The following is a 21,951-nucleotide window of genomic DNA, read 5'->3' as shown; positions in this document are numbered from 1 at the left end:
GCCGAGGTGCTGCTGTGCACTGCGCGAACAGATCCTTGGCGCGGGGTGCTGATGGACCTGCGCCGGGGCAACGGGTCACGGCTGTTTCAGGTAAGCGTCTTTTATTCGCTCCAGCGTGCCGTCCTTGCGCAGCGTCTCGACTGCCGCCCTCAAGTGGCGCACGAACACCGCGTTGCACTGTTTGGAGCAGGCCAGATACAGATCGGTCTTCATCAAGGACGGACTGACCTGCAACGTCCTGTTTGACACGTTGCGCCAGATAGCTTGCGTTTCAGGAATGCCATTGAACCAGGCATCGACGCGCCCCATCAGCAGCAATTGCGCCGGATTCTCACCAATCTCAAACGGATAAATCTGGGTATCGCTAAAACCCTCTGTCCGCAGTTTTTGCTCTTGGGCGCTGCCGCGGCCAACGGCGATACGGGCAAAGGTTTCCCGCGCTTGCTGCATGCTCTGGACGCGTTTATCGAGGCTGAAAAACGCTCTGTCCATGGTCATGATGGGCGCGATCCAGGTGTAATCAGCCTCTCTTTCTGGCGTGCGCGACAGGGGAATGATCAGCTTGTCGACGCCTTTGCGCACGTTTTGCTGGGCTCGGGCCCAAGGCGCTTCTATGAAGTGCAGGGTATAACCGGCGCGGGTCGCCGCTTCCAGCGTCGCGTCGCCGACGATGCCATGCAGGCCAGCCTGGTCCAGCATCGATAAAGGCGGCGCGTCGACGACGTACAGGTCGAGGCTAGGGGACTCTGCGCCAGACCCTGAAGGCACCCAGACCATCAGAGCGAGCAGCGTCGTCAGGATCAGCGCCCCCCGCTGGCGCAACGTTTGACTCACATGAGTCATGGCAGTAACTCAACAAACAGTGGCATTTCATGCTCTCGGATTAACGCTGCGTATTCGACACGTACAGAGACCGACCCGCAACGACCTGCAAAACGTGCCGCCAAGATTAGAGGGTTATGCGCAGAGATGGATGGGTTTGACGGATTTTTTTGACCTCTGATAGCCATCACGGTTCAGGGCTCGCGCAACCGGTGAGGGCATTGACTGGCACGCGCTGATACTCAGGTTGAACAGCCGTGAGCAGCGCTATATCAGTAGCCTCGCCACCCTCACCAGTCTGGGGCCAGGCTCTCTGCATGTGCCGTATGAGCATGCAGGGGATTTACGGGACAGCCTTAAGTTTTAGTTAAAACGCTTCAATCAAACTGCTGATTATCATTCGTAATTGGCTGACTCAGACTGCGTTCGTGCCTCCATGCTCCCTGGAGCAAGAAACGAGCGGTCTATGCCAGTCAATACTGCAACAACCCGCAGCCCGTCCTCAGCGGATGCTCCGCTATGACAGCGCTGTCTGCCCCATCATCCGCGGCCGATACGGCCGTTCACTCAGCCTTGGCCTGCTGCCATCTGCTGCTGCAACTGACCCAGGAACGCGTGCCGCAAGCCGTGGACCCGCAAGCCCTGCACCCGTATCCCTCACGGGACCTGCGCCAGGCCGTCAGGGACTATGCACGCAACGCCGGCGTCGATCTGCGCCTTGAACGTCTGGCGCTGACCCGGCTGACCCCGAAGATGCTGCCCCTTGTCTGGCGCAACCACAGCGGCGACTTCATTTTGCTGGCGCGGCTCTCGGACACACAGGCCCTGGTGCAGCGACCTGCAGTGCCAACCCCGGACATGCTCGATCGCCCGCAGTTGGCCGAGCAGTGGAGCGGGGAGGTGATTCGCCTGCGCCAGAGCGGTCTGCGCTTCGATCTGTCGTGGTTCATTCCGGAGCTGCTGCGCCATCGGCGGATACTGGGCGAAGTGCTGCTGTGCTCGCTGTTGCTGCAGGTGCTGGCCCTGGCGACGCCGTTGTTCTTCCAGGCGGTGATGGACAAGGTCATGGTGCACCGGGCGCTGTCGACCCTCGACGTGCTGGTGATGACCCTGGTGCTGGTGGGCCTGTTCGAGGTGCTGCTCAAGGGCTTGCGTGAATACCTGGCAGCGCACACTGCCAATCGCATCGACATTGGCCTTGGGGTCAAGCTCTTGCGCCATCTGCTGGGCCTGCCGCTGCTGTACTTCAAGCAACGCCAGGTGGGGGCGATCATCACCCGGGTCCAGGAGCTGGACAGCATCCGCGAGTTTCTCACCGGCTCGCTGCTGACCCTGTGTGTCGACGTGGCCTTCACCCTGGTGTTTTTTGCGGTCATGGCCTGGATTTCCTGGCCGTTGACCCTGCTGGTGCTGTTGACCCTGCCACTGTATGCGCTGCTGGCCTGGTTCAGCACCGGCCCGCTGGAGAAACGCATCGAGCGCCAGTTCTACAGTGCGGCGCGCAACACCGCCTTTCTCAATGAAAGCGTCAGTAGCAGCGAAACCATCAAGAGTCTGGCGGTGGAGCCGCGTATGCAGCGTCGCTGGGAGTCGCAGACGGCGCAGATGGTCGAGGCCGGGTTTGCCAGCCAGACCCTGGGCAGCGCCATCAGCCAGGCCGTGATGCTGTTGCAGAAAGTCACGGCGGTGGCGGTGATCTGCTGGGGCGCAAGCCGTGTCATCGACTTGCAGATGAGCATCGGCCAATTGATTGCCTTCAACATGATGCTGTCCCACGTCAGCCAGCCTGTGGCCAAGCTGATCGAGGTCTGGCAGCAGTTCGTCCGGGTGCGGGTGTCGGTGGACAAACTGGGCGACATGCTCAACCTGCCGGTGGAGCAGGCCGAGGGGGATCTGCGCCCGGCACAGGCGTTGCGCGGCGAAGTGCGCATCGAACAGTTGGTGTTCCGCTACCGTCCGGAACTTGCGTGGGTGCTGCGCGGCCTGGACTTGCAGATCGCCGCGGGGCAGACCCTGGGCATCGTCGGGCCGTCCGGGTCCGGCAAGAGCACACTGACCCGCTTGCTGCAGAAACTCTACACCCCCGATGGCGGGCGCATCCTGATCGACGGCTTGCCCCTGGATCAGTTGCAGCCGGCCTGGTTGCGCAGCCAGATTGGCGTGGTGCTCCAGGAAAACTACCTGTTCAACCGCAGCGTGCGCCACAACATCGCCCTGCGGCATCCCACGGCCTCCCTGGAAAGCGTGATCGCTGCAGCACGGCTGGCCGGTGCCCATGATTTCATCCTGCGCCTGCCCCTGGGCTACGACACGGTGCTGGCCGAAGCCGGTAGCTCGTTGTCCGGCGGCCAGCGGCAACGCATCGCCATTGCCCGGGCACTGATGGGCGACCCGCGCATCCTGATTTTCGACGAAGCCACCAGCGCCCTGGATGACGAATCCCAGGCGCTGATCCAGGACAACATGGCGAGCATCGCCCAGGGACGCACGGTGATCATCATTGCCCATCGCCTGTCTGCGGTACGGCATTGCCAACGCATTATCGCCCTGGAGCAGGGGCGCATCAGCGAATCCGGCAGCCATCAGCAACTCTTGGCCAACGGCGGTTGCTACTCACGGCTGTGGGCGCTGCAGCAGGCGCTGTGCAAGGAGGCGTCATGATGTTCGACGCTCTGTTGTCTCGCTGGCGCCGCGCCTGGCAGCGCCTGGGTGACGCACGGACGCGGCTCAAGCGCAGCCGCGACGAGTACGAGTTTCAGCCCGGCTACCTGGAAATTGTCGAGCGGCCACCCGCGCCCTGGGCCCGGGGCACGGCATTGCTGCTGATCCTGGCGATCCTGTTGGCCCTGGGCTGGGCGATCCTCGGCTTTCTCGACATTCATGCCAGTGCCGCCGGGCGCCTCATGGTCTCCAGCTACACCAAGGTGATCCAGGCGCACGAGGCGGGTGAAGTTCAGGCCATCCATGTGCGTGACGGGCAGCGGGTCAAGGCCGGCGAGGTGCTGGTGGCGCTGAACCCGATCGGTATCGACGCCGAACTCAGTGAGTTGCGCACGCAACTGGACTTCAAGCGCCTGGAACTGGCCCGGGCTCGCGCACTGCTGACCCCGGAGCCCTTGCACAGCTACCAGACGCCTGCTGGCCTGGATGCACAGCAGGCCGCGGCGGCCCGGGAGCAACTGCTCAGTACCTGGAAGGAAATCAGCGCCAACCTGGACAGCCTCAACGCCGAAATCGCCATCAACCAGGCCAATCAGCGGGCTCGGGGCAGCGAGATCAGCGCCTTGGGCAAGCTGGCCAGCAATGTGCGCAAACGGCTCCATGCACGCCGGGCGATGGCCGCCGAACAACTGATGCCCCTGGTGGAATTGCTTGAGCAGGAAAAGGAGCAACTGGACGTCGAGCGTTCGCTGGCCCAGCAACAGGCCGAGCTGCAGGTGCTCAAGGCCCAGGCGCAGAACCGTCGGGAGCAGCGCGACAGCTTCCTGGCCCGAACCCAGCGCGAACAGCATGAATTGCTCAACCGCAGCCAGCAGGAGATCGCCGTGCTCGAGCAGCAACTGATCCGTGGCCGCGACCGGCAGCGCCTGCAAACCCTGCTGGCGCCGGTGGACGGCGTGGTCCAGCAATTGGCGGTGCATACCCTGGGCGGCGCCGTGCAAGCGGCGCAGCAGTTGCTGGTGATCGTGCCCGAGGGGGCCGAGCTGGACGCCGAGGTCATGGTGCTGAACAAGGACGTCGGTTTCGTCAAGGCCGGCCAGCCCGTGGAGATCAAGGTGGATGCGTTTCCCTATACCCGCTACGGCACCTTGCGCGGCACCGTGGCCCATGTCTCCGGTGACGCCATCAAGGACGAACAGCTGGGGCTGGTGTTCCCTACGCGGATTCGCCTGGAGCGTGCGGCCATCGCTGCGGGGCAGGGCTGGATGCCCTTGCAGGCCGGCATGAGCGTGACCGGCGAGATTCGCACCGGTGAGCGACGGGTGATCAATTACCTGCTGAGCCCGATTCGCGAGTATCAGTCCGAAGCGTTGCGGGAGCGTTGAACATGACCCACGCCTTCGATCTGGCTTCTGAACCATCATCGACGATGCTCGACACTGGCCTGCACGCCCTGGCCTGGGCTGCCCGGCACTTCGACCTGAGCATCAGCGTGGCGCAGCTGACTCACCGCCTGGGACGGGTTGAAGGCCCGGCCGACAGCCTTGACCTGCGGCGCTGCGCCGGCTGGATCGGCCTGCGCGCACGGGCAGTACAGAGCCGGGTGCAGCGCCTGCATCACCTGCCGCTACCAGCGCTGCTGGATACCACTCAGGGCTGGGCGGTGCTGGACGCGGTGGAGGGCGATCGGGTCCGGGTGTTCTGGCCGTTGCAGGGGCAATGCCAGACTCTCTCGCGCCAGGAGCTGGCGACGCTCTGGCAAGGCCATGATCAGGGACAGGGAGAGGTGTTGCTGCTGGCCGAGCGGCATGTGCAACTGAAGACGAGTGGTTTCGGCGTCTCCTGGTTCCTGCCGTCGATCCTCAAGCATGGGCGGCAGTTTCGCAGCGTGCTGCTAGTGTCGCTGATGCTGCAAGGAGTAGCACTGGTCACGCCGCTGCTGTTCGAGAACATCATCGACCGGGTCCTGGTCAGTCGCGGCCTGTCGAGCCTGCAAGTGCTGGGTATCGCCATGCTGGCCCTGGCGTTGTTCGAGCCCTTGTTCGGCCTCTTGCGATCCTGGCTGTTCAGCAATGTGGCGAGCAAGATCAACGCCGAGCTGTCCGCGCGCCTGTACCAGCACCTGATCCAGCTGCCGCTGGGGTATTTCCAGCGGCGCCAGAGCGGCGAGATCATCGCCCGGGTCGGTGAGATGCAACAGATCCGCCAGTTTCTCACCGGCTCGGCCTTGACCCTGGTGCTGGATCTGGCGTTCTGCGGGCTGTTCATCGCCGTGATGTACAGCTACGCACCGCTGCTGACCTGGGTGGTGGTGGGCTCCCTGGCCCTGTATTTCCTCTTCTGGCTGTGCGTGGGCCCCTTGCTGCGCAGCCGGGCCTTGCGCGAATACGAGTTGAATGCGGCCAACACGGCGTTTCTCACCGAGACCGTGACCGGCATCGAGACCATCAAGACCGGGGCCATCGAAAGCGCCTTCCAGCAGCAGTGGCAGCGCCAGCTGGCGGCCTATGTACGTGCTGCGTTCCACACCCGCGTCGTCGGGATCTGGGCCGGGCAGGGCATCGGCCTGATCCAGAAGCTGACCGCGGCGCTGTTGCTGTGGTGGGGCGTGATGCTGGTGCTGGATGGCCAGTTGAGCCCCGGCCAACTGGTGGCCTTCAACATGCTTGCCGGGCATGTGGTGGAGCCGATCCTGCGCCTGGCCCAGGTCTGGCAGGACTTTCAGCACACGCTGATTTCCCTGCGCCGCCTGGGGGACATTCTCGACAGCGAATGTGAAAGCGGCAGCGGCGGTCTGGCTTCGGTGCCGGCGTTGCAGGGCGGGGTGAGCTTCCAGGGGGTGCGTTTTCGCTACGAGGAAGACGGCCAGGAAGTGCTGCGCCAGCTGGATCTGGAGATCCAGCCGGGCGAGTTCGTCGGCATTACCGGGCCCTCCGGTTCCGGCAAATCGACCCTGACCCGCCTGCTGCAGCGCCTCTATGTGCCTCAGCACGGCCGAGTGCTGGTGGATGGCATCGACCTGGCCATCGCCGACCCGGTGGCCCTGCGCCGCAACATGAGCGTGGTGCTCCAGGAAAGCGTGCTGTTCGCCGGCAGCGTTGCCGAGAACATTCGCCTGTGCCGGCCTCAGGCCAGCGACGCCGAGGTGCGGCACGCCGCCAGTCTGGCCGGGGCGGCGCCTTTTATCGAGGCCCTGGCCCAGGGCTACGAGACCGAGGTGGGCGAGCGTGGCGGCCAGCTCTCCGGCGGCCAGCGTCAACGCATTGCCTTGGCCCGGGCCCTGCTGACCAACCCCGGCATCCTGTTGCTGGACGAAGCCACCAGTGCCCTGGACTACGAGTCGGAAGCGGCGGTGATGGCCAACCTGCAGGGCATCGTCCGCGGCCGCACGGTGATCAGCGTTGCCCATCGCCTCAATACCCTGCGCCATGCGGACCGGATTCTGGTCATCGATCAGGGCCGGGTGCTCGAACAAGGCACACACCAACAGCTGCTCGCCCTGGACGGGTTGTATGCCCGGCAGTGGGCGCTGCAGATGAAGGATTGACCCCACCGACGGCAGGAGGACTCGCCCACCCGTCATGTCTCCCCACCCCGCAGTTCCATACCCATAGGCAGCCTTTCGCGACGCGCAGGGCTTTGCTCAAAACAGACAAAGGATCATTGCAATGGCTTTTATGTCCAAGGACTTCACGCGCCTGCTCAATTCCCTGATCGACCAACAGATCAAGACGGCAGGGCGGCAAACCGAATGGTTCAACATGAGCGCCGACGAGCGTGCCGCGTACATCGGCCAGGTCGGCGACCGCTTGCTGGAAATGCAGCAGAGCACCCTGAGCGTGCTGGCCGCCCAGCACTACCAGATGCAGGACAACCCGGTCTCGGTGGGCGACCAGTTGCAGGTGCTGCAACAACGCCGCAAAGAAATGAACACCATCGCCGACACCCCGGCCACCCGTGCCTACAAGCAGCAACTGGACCGTGACATTGTGCTGTACAGCCGCCAGCACACGGCGATCACCCACTATGACAGCACCTGGAACAAGGCCCTGCGGCTGCTCAGTCCCGGCGGCGCCAAGGCCGAGGTCCTGCAAGCCGATGCGCCGGCCAAGCAGAAAGAGCTCAAGGGCCGGATCAATCGCCTGGAGAAGCTCCTGAGTGTGCAGGTGGCCGACTCCACCTTCAGTCAGTCCTACGTGACCCTGTTCTCCGAGCTGCAGGCCTACAAGGAAGTGAGTACTCGCTACAACGCCTGGCTCAAGGCCGCCCCGCAGCAGCAGGCCGCGAGCCTGGACGCACTGGCCAAGGCGCCCCGGGCCTCCGACGAGCTGCCGGTGAACCTGTCACTGCTGATGATGGAGGAGCGCCCGGGCTACATCCGCATGAACGTGGCGCTGGTCAATGCCAGCACCGATGGCCGCTTCAAGGACTTCTACCTGGAACACGGCCTGCTGGTGGTGCCCACCGACGGCGTGCTGAATTTTTCCTTTGGCACCGCAGCCCGTTCCCTGGCCTGGCAGCAACAGTACCGGCTCAAGAGCGAGCCGCCGTCCATGCGTTCGCCGACCTATGCACCGATTCGCTCGGTGCTGGTCAAGACCGGGTTCGTCGAGCAGTACTTCGCCAACCACCTGGTGTCGGAAAGCTCCCTGCGCGAAGGCTTCAAGGCCCAGGTGCTGAGCAACGGCCGCAAGCTGCTGTTGACCAGCGTCGATCGCAAAGTGCCCAACCAGATCGGCATCCAGGTATCGGGCCAGTCGCCCGGCACCAGCGTGAGTCGCGAAGTGCCCTTGGCCGGCGCCTTGAGCGAGCTGATCAATCAGAACGCGGACATCACCAGCTTCCAGACCCTGGGTGTCGAAGACTATCGGCAGAACAGCTACCACCCGGACCGCGACGGCCTGTTCGTCAATATTCACGAGCTGGAGCGCTCGGTCGGCTTTGCCGAGCATCAGTACCTGCTGGAAATGCCCCAGGGCGACGCTTACCGTTCGGCGACACCTTTTGCCCTGATGACCGTCGAGGGCGACAAGGTCAGCAGCAGCCACCTGAGCAAGGCCCAGACCGAGATTCTGTATCAATACAACGCGGCGTTTTTTGAGCGTCTGGAACAACTGCGCGGCGAGGGCTTCAAGGCCAGCCGGCTGTTTGCAGGCAGCAGCGAGCGCGCCACCTTCGTGCAGCAGCTGACGCGCCTGCTCGAACGCAACCACATCACCCCGGCCGGGGTGCTGCTGGCGCAACACAGCCGCCCGAGCCTGCGGGATATCAAGGGCAACAACCTGAACAAGGTGCTGTGGGAACAGGCCTTCGCCGCGTCGGTCTGGCAGAGTCACGACAACGATGAGCTGCTGTTCGGCCTGGGGCAGAATCTGGTGAAGAACCAGGCACTGGACAAGGTCCTGCAAGGCGGTTATCTGCAGAGCGACATTGCCCAGGCCAAACTGCTGCTGGCACCGCTGTACGAACAGTGGCGCGCCCAGGCGATCGAGGTGGAAACACAGCGAGTGGCCAGCGCCAACGCCGGGCAGCATCCAGGCAACCCGAAGGTGCATGTCTTTGATCAGGTGGCAGTGGAGCGCGGCCTGGACAGCAAACTGCTGAACCTGTTGTTGAGCGGCCCCCAGGGCCTGGCGCCGGCCGACGGTGCCTTGCGGCCGACGGTCGAGGCGCTGTTGTCCGGCGACCAGGGCCGCAGCCTGCGCAAACAGGCGTTGTTCCATGCCCTGCGCCCCGTGGCCGACAGCTTTTCCAAGGCCGCGGTGCCGGTCAATGCCCATGTCGCGCTTGCGCCAAAAACCGGCGCCGACAAGGTCATGATCAACAACCGGCTGAATCAGCCCGACCCCTACCTGATCCTCAATACCCACCCGGAGCAGGCCCAGACCGATGCCGCGTTGCTGATCCAGGACGACAAGTACCGCAGCTACAGCCAGTTCCGTCCCGATCCGAACAATGAAGCCACGCGCTACATGAACGACCTGGACACCCCGTTCGTGGGGGGCATCTCCGGGACCACCCAGACCGTCAGCAATGCCTTGCCGGAGTTGTTCGGCAGTGCGCCGAGCGTCAAGCAGTACTGGCAGTTCCAGATGGCCAACGCGGCCTTCATGATCCGCAACGGCTATCACTCGTTCTTCGAAACCCTGTATGTCGCCGCCCGCTATGAACCACAAGGGCCGGACAGCATCGGCAAGGACCTGCTGCAGACCTTCGACCGCTACCGTGCCCAAGGGCATCGAGAGGCCTTGCACGGAGAGCTGTACGACGCCGTGATGGCCCGAGTGTTGCCTATCGTCAATCAAGGCTTGGCGCCGAGCGAGGAGTTCCATCCACCGCGCTTCACCGACCTGGGTCCGCTGCCCGCGCTGTTGGGGCAGGCCGCCAGGGACCAGCAACTCAAGAGCGGACTGGCAGGGCACGGGGCCGGCTTCGAACCGCGCCAGGGCAGCGCCGACATTCATCAGTTTGCCGCCGACCCGGTGCAGTTCGCCCAGACTCACACCCTCAGCGCCGAGGCCCTGGTCAAGGCCGGGCGCTTGCCGGCCCAGGGCAACGTGCAGTTGGTGGAAGTCGCGCCCAAGCTGTATGAGCTCGAATACACCGAGCACAACGCCAACTCCGTGAGTGCCGCGAGCCCGGACAGCGTGCCGGCGTATTTCCTCGGCTACAACGGGCCGAACCAGGCCAACGCCGCACCGGCCTATGTGGACATTCCCAAGCAGGGGCGTGCGGGCAGCTTCCTCTTTACCGGCACCTTGTCGGGCTGCTCGCTGGTGGTGACCAGCCTGGACGCCAATACCTATCGGGTCTATCACGACGGTCGGGTCAACAGTTCGCTGCTGTACGACAACGTGGTGATGGCGGTCGACTACAAGGACTACCAAGTGGCCGGCACCGCCGAGGGCCTGGCTGCGGCGTACATGCAGGTCGTCGACGGCCAGTGGCAGTTGGTGTTCCAGCGCCAGGAGTACCAGCGCGAGGGGCAGATGGTCTGGCCGAAGTTGCGCGACGGTGCCCAGCCTCTTTCCATCCAGACCGCCGACAGCCAGGTGCAGGAACGCAACCGGAGCCAGTTCGCCGACTACCGCGAACTGGTGCACCAGAACCTGAAGAAGGTGGCGACCCAGTTCGGCGTGTCCACTGAAGGGGTGGCCGATGGCGTCTACAGCGGCGGCGACTTTTCTCCCGAGCATCCGGCCATTGCCGCTTGGAACCGGCTGCGCGAAGCGGTTCAGGCCAAGGTCAGCGCCGACATCGAGCAGCTCAGCGACCAGCGCTATCAACTCCAGGAGCAGCGGCGCGGTACCAGCGACAAGAGCCTGATCGACCAGCAGATCAAGCAGCTCAACCTCACGCAGGACTTCTACCGGGCGCAGTACGAACCGGTGTTGCGTGAGGCCGCTTCGGTGGAAAAGACCTGGCTCTGGCAGCAGATCCAGGCCAAGCAGGGCAGCGCTGCGGTGGTGCGCACCGACGACACGGCGATCCAGGGCGGCGGCGATGAGCGCAGCACCAGCGTGGGCGAGCGCTACGCCATTGCCGAGGCCTATCAGCGCGGGGCCCGGGGCACGGCATTCAGTGACGGCGTGCGCGATTTTCGCGAGATCAAGATTCCTGGGCTGGACGACAAGAAGTCGGCTCTGGAGATGAAGCGACTGTTTCTCGACGGCCAGCTCACACCTGGACAGCGTGGCGCCCTGAGTGCCCGCATCAGCGAAACCAGCCAGGCCGAATACATCGACAAGGTGCTGCGCCAGACCGCGACCTTCAGTGAAGACTTCCGGGGCGCCGGCAGTGTCTTCGGCCAGTTGGCGCCCCAGGATTTCTACCTGTCGCTGGTGGGTGACCGCTCCGGAGGCCGCTGCTACCCGCTGGTCAGGGCCATGGCCGTCGCCCTGGCCAGGGGCGGCGAGGCGGGGGTCAACAGCCTGGTGCAGAAGCTGTTCCTGGCCTCGGCCGATCCCCAGGCGGGCAGCTCGACCTTGCTCAAGAACAGCCTGATCCGGCTGCATTCCAATGTCGACGCGGTCCAGGCGTCCAAGGAGCTGGGGCAGTTCCAGTTGTCCGACGTGGTGGCACGGCTGGCCAACAGCAGCAGCGACTCGATGTTTGCCCTCAACACCCAGAACCACTCGATGATGGTGGGCAGTACCCAGGGCCCCGAAGGCCGTCGTTTCTACTTCTACGACCCGAACGTGGGGATCTTCGCTTTCGACTCCAGCAAGGGCTTGGCCAAGGCCATGGAGCAGCATCTGGTGCGCCGAAAACTGGCGGCGCACTACGGCTCGTTCGGCAGCCAGTCGCAGCCGGCCTTCAACCTGATCGAGATCGACACCCACAAGATGGCCGAGGTGCCGGTGGGCAGCGGGCTGAACGTTGCCGATCTGTCGCGTCCCGAGGAGTTGGCCGGCGTCATCGGCCAACGCCGCCAGGTGGAGCAGGCGGTGGGTGCCCAGCAGCGCGTCAGCCAGGACCTGCGCCTGGGCGCGGCGCTGACCACTTTCGACGCCGAGCAATGGGGGGCTCGCTTCGACGCCGCCAGCACCCGGCTGGCCCGGGAACACCAGCTGAGCAGCCAGTGGATACCGATCATCGCCAACACCGAGCCACAGCCGGAGGGCGGCTATCGGGTGCAGTTCATCAACCGTGACCAGCCCGATCAGACCCGCTGGCTGAACACCGACGATGGCACCTTTGTCGAATTCCGCCGTTTCGTCGATGAGCATATGAGCGTGCTCAACGAGCACTTCACCCTGGAGCACGGGCAGATCCGGCCACGCGGCGGGGTCGGCGAAGTGGCGCATGTGGACGGCCTGAACGCGGGCTTTGCGGTCCAGACACTGATCCAGTGGTTTGCCGACAAGAACCGCAAGGATGCGGCCCAAGGCGTGGTTTCACCGGACCTGGCCACCGCCCTGAAGATCCATAGCTACCTGGGTCTGGCGCAGATCGGTCATGGCACCTTGCAAGATGTGGCCAAGGTCACCCAACTGGTGCAAACCGCGTTGCGCGGCGAAGCCCTGGCCGCCGAATCCTCGCTCAAGGATTTTGCCTCAACCCTGGGACACACGGTCAACGAGGGTGCAGGCGTGCTGTTTGGCGGGGCCATGGTTGGCCTGGATGCCTACGAACTGGCCCATGCCGAGAACGATGTGCAGAAAGCCGTATTCGGCACCCAGCTGGCGTTTGATTCGGCGAGCTTCGTCAGTGGCGCGGCGGGTATCGGTGCCGGGCTGATCGGTGCCTCGACCACCGCGGCGGTGCTGGGCGGCGCGGGGGTGATCCTCGGTGGCCTGGCGGTAGGGTTCACGGCACTGGCCCAAGCCTTTGGCGCGGTGGCCGAAGACGCCAAGGCGGTGGGGCGTTACTTCGACACCCTGGACAAGGCCTACCAGGGCAACGGCTACCGTTATGACGAGAAACAGCAGGTGCTGGTGCCGCTGCCCGGGGCGGTGGTCAAGCGCCTCGATCTGCGGGCCAACGAGGTCGGTTTCGACAGCCAGTACATTTACCGCACCCACCACGGCTCCACCGGTTCCGGGGCGATCAACTACTTCTTCTGGGTCGGGGACTTTCCGCGGATGATCCACGACCGCGCCCAGGCGATCGAGGTGCGCAGCGGCATTGGCCACGGCGCCAAGCCGCCGAAACTCGAACACGGCGACAGCAGGACGGTGATCCTGCCGGGCACGCCCAAGTCCTACATCAGCTACGAGTACATGATCCTGCCGGGGGCCACCACCCGGCATGACACGGGTTTCGATGTGATTCGCAAGCTCGAGCAGGACCGGCGCTTCGACTACGACTTCTACATCTTCCCGAGCGAGGAGACGATCCGGCGCATTCACCAGGAGTACGTCGAGACGCCGGTAGAAGTGCTGCTCGATGGGCACAGCCGGCAATTGGTGATACCGCAGCTGCCCAAAGAGCTGTACGGCTACCTGCGCTACGACATCCAGGGCGCAGGCGGCGAATACCTGATCGGCCTCAACGAAGGCACCGAGGTCAGGCTCAGCAACGAGGCCGGCACTCAGCCGTCACGCTGGATCATCGACAGCAGCCAGCTTGAAAGCGACAGCATCACCGTGGCGAAGGACCACTTGCTGGTGGGTGGGGTCAAGGTCAAGCTCGATCCGGCCCAGAGCGGCCAGGTGCTGCTGGTCAACGCCAAGGGCGAAGTGCGGGCAGCCGATTTTGCCGGCCAGACCACCTATGTGGTGAAAGAAGACGCAAGCCAATGGCAAGTGCCCGGGCAGCGCATCGAACAGCACCTCAAGGAGCTGGCCCAGGCCCATCAGTTGCACGGCCAATACGTGCTGGTGGAGAACTACAAGCACGGTGAGCGCAATGTCGGCCGGGCGTACTACGACGTCGCCAAGGACCGCATGCTGTTCACCGACACCGATGTGCAACAGGCGCGCAACGCCCAGTTGGGGGCGGTCATCGGCGAGCATGCCTACTTCGTCGATGCCGAGAACGCCGCCGCCTGGCGGGTCGATATTGCCAGCGGCAAGGTCGATGCGCAGTTCGCCCCTTCGTTCAACCAGAGCGCCGGCCAGATCAGCCGGTTCTGGCAAGAGGGCGATGCGCTGTATCTGGCCCGTCGCTATCAGCTCAAGGAGCGGGAAGCCGAACTGAGCTTCCGTATCCTCGGTGACCGGATGGAGCTGGTGGGGGTGGTCGGCGATGAGTCGCTGCTGCAGCTGTCGGCGCGCACCGGCCAGCATGGCGACGGCCTCAAGACCCTGCTCAAGGGCTACGAGACGCAGGCCACCGAGCGCGACACCCCGCTGTACAGCCTGGGTGCCCCCATGCTGGAACCGACCGCGGCAGAACTGATCACGGTGTTTGGTCTGGATAACGCCAAGGTCGCGCACCGCTACTGGGTGCGCAGCAGCGACGGCATCGTGATCAAGCCGAACCTGGCGCCACCGGCCGGGCAGGCGCCACGTGCCGATGCCCCGGGGCAAGCGCAAAGCGCCTGGCAGATTCCGGCGGATCTGGTGTTGGCGGGCAGCCTGGCGCAGCCCGGTGGCCAGGAAGTGTTTTATTTCTACAGCAAGGCGCAGCAGGTGCTGTTCCGCCAGGAAGGGCCGGGGCAGAAGGTGCTGGATGCCGGCCAGCCGAGCGCTTTGCGCCTGACCACGCCGCCCCTGGCCAATGTGCTCAACCTTAACGGCCATCTGCTGGCCGTGACCGAGGACGGGCGCATGGCCCGGATCGAGGCGAGCGGACGACTGAGCTATGAGGCGGTCAACGAGCATTGGCTCAAGAGCCACAATAACTGGTGGACGAACCTCGCCGAGGTCGCCGGCAGCAACGCCACCCTGGCGGTATTCGGGGTCAAGACCGCCGACGGCAAGCGTGCGCTGCCGGTGTGGTACCACAACGGTCAGGTGGTGGTGGCCTCGTCCCCGCTGCAAGGCAAGCCGCTGCAGTTTCTCGGCTTCGACAATGCCAGCGCCAGTGCCCGGCTGTTCGAGCCCGAGAGCGGCAAACTCTATCTGCAGCCGCCGCTGACATCGCAAGCACTGGCGACCGCGTTTGGCAACGATGAGGTGCTCGAGGACTCGGCGCAATTGCCGGCCGCCATTGACTGGATGCCCAAGCAGCCACTGCGTTCGGCCGTCCAGGTCGATGCCGGGTTGCGCCTGACCACGTTGCAGGGCGAAGTACTGCTGCGCAGCAACAACGGCGATGTGCAACTGGTGGCCGTGGACAAGGGCTGGCAGCAGGCGCGGCTGGGTAATCTGCCTCAAGCACTGGCAACGGTGGCCGGCCAGTGGGGCGCCAAAGGCGTGTTGACCTTGCAGGACGGCGACACCCGCGGCTGGTTCGATATTGCCAGTGGGCAGATGTTTGCCAGCAACGGCATCCCGGGCGGCAGCGACCTGCGCTTTATTGGGGTCGCTGCCGGCGCGCCGCACTCGGCCTATGTCTACAGCCCGACGGAGCAGGCGCTGTATCAGGTCAAGGACGGCAAGGCACTGCAGCTGGGCCATTACGCAAATATCGAGCGCATCGGCTCCTCGCTGCTGATTCAGGGAGCCAGCGGCAATGCTCGTCAGGATGACCTGACGCCGCCGTTGATTGCCGGGGTCGACAGTGTGGTGCTGCACGGGGGCGCCGGGGATGACACCTATCGTTTCAGTCCGGCGATGTGGGCGCATTACCGCTCGGTGGTCATCGACAACAATGATCCGGGCCTGGCCCTGGATCGGGTGATCCTGCCGGTGGCCGATGGCAAGAACATCCTCGTCAGCCGTCGGGGCGAGGACGTGCAACTGACCGACACGGGCAATGGCACGGCCCTGGTGCTGCGCCAGGTGCTGGGCAGCCAGGCGGCCGCCCACGGGCATTTGCTGATCGAGCTCAAGGGCGACTCGTCGATGATCAGCGTCGAGCAACTGCTCAAGGGCTTTGGCCCGAGCGGATCGACCAGGGACAGCGTGTTCGAACTGGCCTGGAGCCAGCGCGAGACGCTGCCGGCGGCGAACGCACTGAGCTCGGCGGCGGATGGGCTGGACTCGGCGGCGGATGGCCGGGGCCCCAGCCTGGCAAAACTCAGCGGGGCCATGGCGGCCTTCGCTGACACTGGCGGCGCTCGCGAACAGCTGCCGAAAAACCATCAGGCCGCGCAGGCGGTGCTGGTGCCTTCACTGACCTGACCTCGCAGGAGAAACACAGGAGGGGCGCAAAGCCTCTCCTGTCTGCGGCCCATTTTTTTCGGGTATAGAACCAACCATGAGCAAACCCATGATTTCGCGGCAGCGAGCCCTTGCCGGCTGGCTGCTTGCCGTCTCGCTGCTGGTGGCGTCTCTGGCGCAGGCGGCCCCATTGCACCGGCAAGACCCGCTACAAGACTCAGCACAACATCCGCCACAACACCGGCCCGAGGCCCAGCCCAGTGACCTATGGCGGGTGTACCTGGATGCCCGGCAGAACAACAGCGAGCTGGCGGCGGCCCAGGCCGATCAGGCGGCCCGCGCCGAGGCGGTGCCCCAGGCCAGGGCCGGTCTGCTGCCCACGCTGTCCGCCAGTGCCGATCTCAATGCCACCAGCACCTCCCTGCAGCAGCCGCGGCAGGACACCCGGCGCAGTGGCACCAGTTATCAGGCGGTGCTGAACCAGCCGATATTCCGCGCCGATCGCTGGTTCAGCCTCAAGGCAGCGCAAGCCGAAGACCAGCAGGCCCAGCTGGAGCTGGCCGCCGCCGAGCAGAAACTCATGTTCGACAGCGCCCAGGCCTACTTCGGCCTGCTCAAGGCCCAGGACGCCCTGGCGGCGGCCAAGGCCGAAGAAGCGGCGCTCAAGCGCCAGCAGCAACTGGCCGAGCGCGGCTTGCAACTGGGCCTGTCGGACCGTACCGATGTGCTGCAGGCCCAGGCCGGGCATGACACGGCGCGGGCCAACCGCATCGTGGCGCAGAAGCAGACCGACGATGCCTTCGAAGCCCTGGACACCCTGACGCATCAGCAGTACCAGGCGATCCAGGGGCTGCGCCACGACATGCCGGTGCTGTTGCCCGAACCCAACGACGCCCGGCGCTGGGTGGACACGGCGGTGCGCCAGAACCTGACCCTGCAGGCCAGCCAGTTTGCCCTGGAGGCGACGCAGCAGACCCTGAGCGCACGCAAGGCCGGGCACGCGCCGACCCTGGACGCGGTGCTGCGCTACCAGACCGGTGACAACGACACCCTGGGTTACGGCAACAGCGATATCCGTGGCAATGGCTACGGCGGCAATGTCGAGCAGCGCACAGTCGGGCTGCAGTTGAACATTCCGCTGTTCAGTGGCGGCCAGACCCGCTCCCAGGTGCGCGAAGCCCACCAGCGGATGAACCAGCGCGAGTACCTCAACGACGGCCTGCGGCGTCAAATCGTGGAGCAGACCCGCAACCTGCATCGTGGCCTCAACAGCGGTGTCGACCAGGTACAGGCGCGACGCCAGTCGATCATCTCCAACCAGGGCGCGGTGCTGGCCTCGCAGATGGGCTTTCAGGTCGGAACCCGCAATATCGTCGATGTACTGGAGGCGCAGCGTCAGCTCTATAACGCCGTGCGCCAGTACAACAACAGCCGCTATGACTACATTCTCGACACCCTGCGGCTCAAGCAAGCGGTGGGGACATTGTCGCCCCAGGACCTCAAGGCGCTTGGTGATTACCTCAAGGCCGACTACGATCCGGACCGCGATTTTCTGCCGCCGGAGTTTCCACGCCGGCTGGCTAAGCGCTGACAGGGCCTGGCAATGCCCCAGGCAAGGGTTGGCGGGCACGGTTTTTTTAAGGCAAAGGGGCAAACGGTTGTACGGTTTTTTGGACTTCTTCGACAGTCACAGGCGCTGCTGTTATGCCCTGGGCGTGGTGATCGCGGTCGGCGCCGCAGTGGCGCTGGGCAACTACTACCGTGTGCAGGTCGAAGACGTCTACCGCGCGAGCATCGAGATGCAGACCCGGGAGCAAGCCCAGGATCTGGAACAATGGAAATCCAACGGTTTTGCCATCGGCGCACTGTCGATCCTCGGGCGTCACAACCCCTCGCTCAAACGCATCGTCCTGGAGCCCAAGCCCTCTGCCGACCTGATGCAACGGGCCACCATTCCCCTCAAGACCCTGTCCCTGGTGGTGGACGCCAACCATGCGTTTGTCCTCAACCGCGACGGGGTGGTGGTGGCGGCCCATGACCAGCAGGGGCAGACGCCACTGGGGCTGAATGTGGCCTTCCGCCCCTACTTCAAGGTGGCCCTCAATGGCGGCAGCAGTGTCTACGGCGCCATCAGCGCCACCACCGGCACTCGCATGTTCTACATGGCGGTGCCGATCTTCGAGTCGCGTACGCGTCAGGACAAGGTGATCGGGGTGCTGGTGGCGCGTTTTGATGCCGATAGGCTCGACGCCAGCCTGAGCAAGCCGTACAGCGACGACCTGAAGATGATCCTGTCACCCAGTGGCGTGGTACTGGCCGCCAGTTCCCCGGCCTTTGTGCTCAAGTCCGATCGGGCCTGGCCCTGGAACCGCTTCACCGGAGAGATCCGTCGCCAGTTCAGTGACTACCCGTTTGCCAACGGGGTGCCCGAGCGCTTGCCCTTCGATGCCCATCAGCCGGTGGTTCGGCTGGACGGCCGGCGCTACAGCCTGTCCCGGGTGGATTTCGACTGGAACGACCCCAGCGGTCCTTGGACCCTGATCACCCTGGGCGACCTGGATACGCTGTTGCCGGGGGAACAGGTGCTGTTGATCGAGGGGCTGAGTGCCCTGGTGTTCTTGCTCTTGCTATGGGGCGGCCTGCGGCGTCTGGCCGATGCCCGGCGGCACAAGCGCGACGTGGCGCAGATCGAGCAGAGCGAACAGCGTCTGGACATGGCCCTGCAAAGCGGGGCCCTGGGGTTGTGGGACTGGAACCTCAGCCTGGGAACGGTCATCAACAACGATGTCTGGCTGCAGATTCTCGGCTACAGCAAACAGCAGATGGAACAGGCTTTCGGCCATGGCCTGGAGCGCTGGACCGCTCTGGTGCATCCGGACGACTACGAGCCGGTCATGGCCCGGCTCAAGGCGCACCTGAACGATGAAGTCGGCGAGTACCGCGCCGAATACCGCATGCGCAACAAGGCGGGGCAATGGCTGTGGGTGCTGGACATCGGCAAGATCATGCAGCGCGACGCCAATGGGGCGCCGACGCGGGTCACCGGGGTGCTGCAGGACATCAGCGAGCGCAAGGCGGTGGAAGCGCAAATCCAGCAGTCACGACGGGATGCCGAGCGGGCGACCCAGGCCAAGTCGGAGTTTCTCGACTGCATGTCCCATGAGATCCGCACGCCGCTCAACGCAATCATCGGCATGGCTCATCTGGCACTGGACTTGCCGCTGGAGCCGGTGCAGCGCGACTACATCGAAAAGATCGACCGTGCGACCAAACACCTGGTGGGCACCATCAACGGCGTGCTTGATCTGTCGAAGATCGAAGCCGGCAAGCTGAGCATGGAGCAAGTGGGCTTCGATCTGCGGGAGCTGGTGGACGATGTGTTGCTGCTGGTCCGCCAGCGCGCCCAAGACAAGGCGCTGCGGCTGCAACTGGATATTCCCGCTTCACTGCCGCGCCGTTATGTCGGTGATCCACTGCGCCTGGCCCAGGTGCTGACCAACCTGGTGGACAACTCGATCAAGTTCACCGAGGCCGGCCATGTCTGTATCGGGGTGTGCCTGATGCGGCAGTGGGATCAGCAGGCCCTGCTGTGCTTCAGCGTCACCGACACCGGGGTGGGCATCAGCGACGAGCAGCAGGCCCGCTTGTTCAATGTCTTTGTCCAGGCCGACCGGTCCATCAGTCGGCGTTACGGCGGCAGCGGCCTGGGGCTGACCATCTCGAAGAAAATCGTGCAACTGATGCAAGGCGATATCTGGGTGAAAAGCCGGCCGGGGCAGGGCGCTACGTTCAAGTTCAGCGTGCAGTTGAGCCTGCCGCCGGTAGCGCTTGAGGCAAACTGCACCGCGCCTGCCGGGCCATCGAGCGGCGCCGCAGCGGGGCAGGGCGCGATCAATGACCCGGCACGCTGGCTGGCGGGGACGCGGGTGCTGGTGGTCGAGGACAACCGGCTCAACCAGGAAGTGTTGCAGGGCCTGCTGCAGCGCGTCGGGGTACAGGTGGTGCTGGCGGTGAACGGCGCCGAGGCCCTACGTCTGCTGCTTGAGGAAGGGCGCTTTGACGCCGTGCTGATGGATTGCCAGATGCCGGTCATGGACGGCTTCGGCACGACCCGCAAGATTCGCGGTTATCCGCACCTGCAGTCGCTGCCGATCATCGCCGTGACCGCCAGTAGCCAGACCGATGTGCAGGGCAGGGCGCTGGCGGCCGGCATGAGCGATCTGTTGAGCAAGCCCCTGGAGGTCGCGGCGTTCTATCGGACCCTGGTGCGCTGGATCAAAGCGACGGACGTGCCGCTAGCGCAAGTTCCGGCGCCTCCGGCTACAAGCGTCTTGAACTCGACTTATGAAGGAATCGACACCGCGCGCGGGCTGGCGGTGGTGAACCAGGACCTGGCCCTGCACCGCAAACTCCTGGCCGACTTTCGTGACAGCCAGCAGCAGGTCATCGAGCGCTTGTGGCAGGCCCATGCCGCAGGCGACTTGGCCGCCATCGGCTTTCTGGCCCACAGCCTACTGGGCAATGCCGGGAGCATCGGTGCCACGGCGGTCCAAGAGGCCGCCGGGCAATTGGAGGAGCAGGCGACCGGGCCGGCAGAGCTGGGGCCGCTGATCGAGCAGCTGGCGCAGTGCCTGGAGCCAGTGCTGGCCGGCCTGGCATCCCTGCCAGCGGCGGCGGACGGGGATCAGGCACCGCAACACCGGGAACTGGACGCTGAACAAGTGTTGGCGCTGGCGCGTCTGGCCAAGCTGCTGCGCAGCCATAATGCCCAGGCCCTGGCGCTGATCGATGAGCTCTACGAGCAATACCCGTGCGGCCCTCTGCGGGCCATTCAAGAGCGGATCTACCGGTTGGAGTTCCAGCAGGCCCATGACCTGCTTGTCGACTTTGAGGGCTAGCGGGTGTTCTGGGTCAGGGCCTGATAGCGAGCCATACGGTCGGTGCAGTGCTCGACCAGGCATTGATGCAAGGCGCGCAACGACGAAGTGATCTGCGAGCGGTGCGATACCACCAGATTCAGCGGCGCCGCGTCGGACTGCCAGCCGGGCAGCAGCGGCAGCAGGCGACCGGCGAGCAGGTCCTCGACCACATTCAGCAGCGGCAGGTTGACCACGCCATGGCCGGCCACGGCCCAGCGCCGCGCCGCATCGCCATCATCACAGCAAAAATGCCCTTGCACCGGCACGTCCTCGACCTTGCCGGCCCCATGGAAACGCCAGCGGCTCTCCGGGCGGCCAATGCTGTGGCAGATGATGCATTCGTGCTCGCTCAGCTGTTCCGGCGACTCAGGCTGGCCATGCTCAGCCAGGTAATCGGGCGCGGCGCAGGCGATGAAGTAATGCTGCTTGAGCACCGGCAGCTCGACCAGATCCAGGGCCTGGTTCTTGCCGTAGCGCAACGCCGCATCGAAGCGGCCCTTGAGCAGGTCCTCTTCCTTGTCGCTCAGCGCCAGCTTGATGTACATGCGCGGCCGCTCCTGCTTGAGCCGGGCGAGCATGTCCAGCAACAGGTTGCGGCCCAGGTCGGAAGACACCGTGAGTTCCAGCATGCCGTCATCGTGGCGCAGCGAACGCTTGCCGTTGGCCAGGATCTTCAAGGCGTGCTGGGCACTTTCCAGGTAGCGTGCGCCCTCGGGGGTAAGTTTCATGGTGCGGGTGGAGCGGGTGAATAGCCGCACGCCGAGGCGGTTTTCCAGGCGCTTGAGCCCCAGGCTGGCGGCAGCCGGGGTGATCGACATGACACGAGCGGCAGGGGACAGGCCCTGCAGCTCGGCGATCAGAATGAACAGCTCCAGATCTGCGAAGTTAGGCATTGGCCA

The 21,951-nt window shown here is 64.6% G+C and carries 8 protein-coding genes; 6 read left to right on the top strand and 2 right to left on the bottom strand.

What is annotated here, in order from left to right; genetic code table 11:
- Positions 1–75: 75 nt before the first annotated feature.
- A complete protein-coding gene (locus FW796_RS19920) occupies positions 76–843 on the bottom strand; it encodes a substrate-binding periplasmic protein (RefSeq protein WP_446439866.1) in 768 nt (255 codons plus the stop codon).
- Between the two features lie 498 nt (positions 844–1,341).
- On the opposite strand from FW796_RS19920, the gene FW796_RS19915 reads away from it, so the two are divergent.
- The 6 genes from FW796_RS19915 to FW796_RS19890 all read left to right on the top strand — a co-directional run bounded on the left by FW796_RS19915 (position 1,342) and on the right by FW796_RS19890 (position 21,031).
- Positions 1,342–3,483, top strand: a complete 2,142-nt coding sequence (locus FW796_RS19915; protein ID WP_346632983.1) for a type I secretion system permease/ATPase — start codon at positions 1,342–1,344, stop codon at positions 3,481–3,483.
- Positions 3,480–4,868, top strand: coding sequence for an HlyD family type I secretion periplasmic adaptor subunit (locus FW796_RS19910; RefSeq protein ID WP_346632984.1), 1,389 nt, complete (start codon positions 3,480–3,482; stop codon positions 4,866–4,868). Before FW796_RS19915 ends, FW796_RS19910 begins: the two co-directional genes overlap by 4 nt.
- Positions 4,869–4,870: 2 nt before the next feature.
- Positions 4,871–7,030, top strand: a complete 2,160-nt coding sequence (locus FW796_RS19905; RefSeq protein ID WP_446439865.1) for a type I secretion system permease/ATPase — start codon at positions 4,871–4,873, stop codon at positions 7,028–7,030.
- A 121-nt stretch (positions 7,031–7,151) separates the two neighbouring features.
- A complete protein-coding gene (locus FW796_RS19900) occupies positions 7,152–16,154 on the top strand; it encodes a TcdA/TcdB pore-forming domain-containing protein (RefSeq protein ID WP_446439864.1) in 9,003 nt (3,000 codons plus the stop codon).
- Between the two features lie 76 nt (positions 16,155–16,230).
- On the top strand, positions 16,231–17,724 hold the full coding sequence (locus tag FW796_RS19895) for a TolC family outer membrane protein (RefSeq protein WP_446439863.1): 1,494 nt from the start codon (positions 16,231–16,233) through the stop codon (positions 17,722–17,724).
- A 79-nt stretch (positions 17,725–17,803) separates the two neighbouring features.
- Complete coding sequence (locus FW796_RS19890) at positions 17,804–21,031, top strand: ATP-binding protein (RefSeq protein WP_446439973.1); 3,228 nt, start codon at positions 17,804–17,806, stop codon at positions 21,029–21,031.
- On the opposite strand, the gene FW796_RS19885 is transcribed toward FW796_RS19890, so the two are convergent.
- The gene (locus tag FW796_RS19885) at positions 21,028–21,945 is read right to left on the bottom strand and encodes a LysR family transcriptional regulator (RefSeq protein ID WP_236185959.1); all 918 of its coding nucleotides are present in this window, start codon (positions 21,943–21,945) and stop codon (positions 21,028–21,030) included. The genes FW796_RS19890 and FW796_RS19885 overlap by 4 nt on opposite strands.
- Between the last annotated feature and the right edge of the window lie 6 nt (positions 21,946–21,951).

This window comes from Pseudomonas sp. 910_21, assembly GCF_052850735.1.
The sequence above is the reverse complement of the archived record's forward strand: the minus strand, read 5'-3'. Positions and strand labels throughout refer to the sequence as shown.

Coding starts and splice junctions, on each gene's coding strand:
- FW796_RS19900 (WP_446439864.1), top strand. CDS start 7,152: ATGGCTTTTATGTCCAAGGACTTCACGCGCCTGCTCAATTCCCTGATC.
- FW796_RS19905 (WP_446439865.1), top strand. CDS start 4,871: ATGACCCACGCCTTCGATCTGGCTTCTGAACCATCATCGACGATGCTC.
- FW796_RS19895 (WP_446439863.1), top strand. CDS start 16,231: ATGAGCAAACCCATGATTTCGCGGCAGCGAGCCCTTGCCGGCTGGCTG.
- FW796_RS19885 (WP_236185959.1), bottom strand. CDS start 21,945: ATGCCTAACTTCGCAGATCTGGAGCTGTTCATTCTGATCGCCGAGCTG.
- FW796_RS19920 (WP_446439866.1), bottom strand. CDS start 843: ATGACTCATGTGAGTCAAACGTTGCGCCAGCGGGGGGCGCTGATCCTG.
- FW796_RS19910 (WP_346632984.1), top strand. CDS start 3,480: ATGATGTTCGACGCTCTGTTGTCTCGCTGGCGCCGCGCCTGGCAGCGC.
- FW796_RS19915 (WP_346632983.1), top strand. CDS start 1,342: ATGACAGCGCTGTCTGCCCCATCATCCGCGGCCGATACGGCCGTTCAC.